The 1,192-nt window shown below is 72.5% G+C and carries 1 protein-coding gene; it reads left to right on the plus strand.

Going from position 1 to position 1,192, the window contains the following annotated elements; translation table 11 throughout:
- Positions 1–1,192: amino acid adenylation domain-containing protein (locus TR50_RS42075; protein WP_042436017.1), on the plus strand; the 1,192-nt coding region annotated here is incomplete at both ends.

The raw sequence follows: 1,192 nt of genomic DNA on the forward strand, positions 1-1,192 counted from the left end.
CGTCATCCTGACGCGCCGGCGCTGGACACGGGCTCCGTTGTCCTTTCCTATCGGCAGTTGCTGGGGGCGGTGGGCGACCTGGCGGCGGAGTTGGCGGGGTACGGCATCGGGCCGGGCGACCGTGTGGGTGTCCGGGTGCCGAGCGGCACGCCGGAGTTGTACCTGGGCATCCTGGGGGTGCTGCGGGCCGGTGCGGCGTACGTGCCGGTGGATGTGGACGATCCGGACGAGCGTGCGGAGATGATCTGGACCGATGCCGGGGTCTGCGCGATCGTGGGCGCGGGTCTGTCGGTGGTGGCGGGTCCGAGTCCGACGGGCGGGGAGCCGGGCACCGCGCGGGTGTCCGACGACGCGTGGATCATCTTCACCTCCGGTACGACCGGCCGCCCCAAGGGTGTGGCGGTGACGCACCGCAGTGCGGCGGCGTTCGTGGACGCGGAGGCGCGGTTGTTCCTGCGTCAGGCTCCGCTGGGGCCCGGTGACCGGGTGCTGGCGGGGTTGTCGGTGGCGTTCGATGCGTCGTGTGAGGAGATGTGGCTGGCGTGGCGGCACGGGGCGTGTCTGGTGCCGGCGCCGCGTTCGCTGGTGAAGGCGGGTACGGATCTGGGTCCGTGGCTGGTGGAGCGCGGGATCACGGTGGTGTCCACGGTGCCGACGCTGGTGGCGTTGTGGCCGCGGGAGGCGTTGGACCGGGTCCGGCTGCTGATCGTCGGCGGTGAGGCGTGTCCGGCGGAGCTGGTGGAGCGGTTGGCGGTGTCGGGGCGGGAGTTCTGGAACACCTACGGTCCGACCGAGGCGACGGTCGTGGCGTGCGCGTCGTTGATGCGGGCGGGTGGGCCGGTGCGGATCGGTGCGCCGTTGGACGGGTGGGAGCTGGCGGTGGTCGGGCCGGACAACCGGCCGGTGGCCTGGGGTGAGACCGGTGAGCTGGTGATCGGGGGTGTGGGGACCGCCCGTTATCTGGATCCGGTGAAGGACCGGGAGAAGTTCGGTGCGGCGCCGTGGCACGGGCGTGCGGAGCGGGTGTACCGCAGTGGTGACCTGGTGCGGGCGGATCCGGAGGGGTTGGTGTTCGTCGGGCGTGCCGACGAGCAGGTGAAGCTGGGTGGTCGGCGGATCGAGCTCGGTGAGGTCGACTCGGCGTTGCAGGCGCTGCCGGGTGTGCGGGCGGCCGCGGCGGCGGTGAAGGAGA

The organism is Streptacidiphilus anmyonensis (assembly GCF_000787855.1).
GTDB classification, from domain to species: Bacteria; Actinomycetota; Actinomycetes; order Streptomycetales; family Streptomycetaceae; genus Streptacidiphilus; species Streptacidiphilus anmyonensis.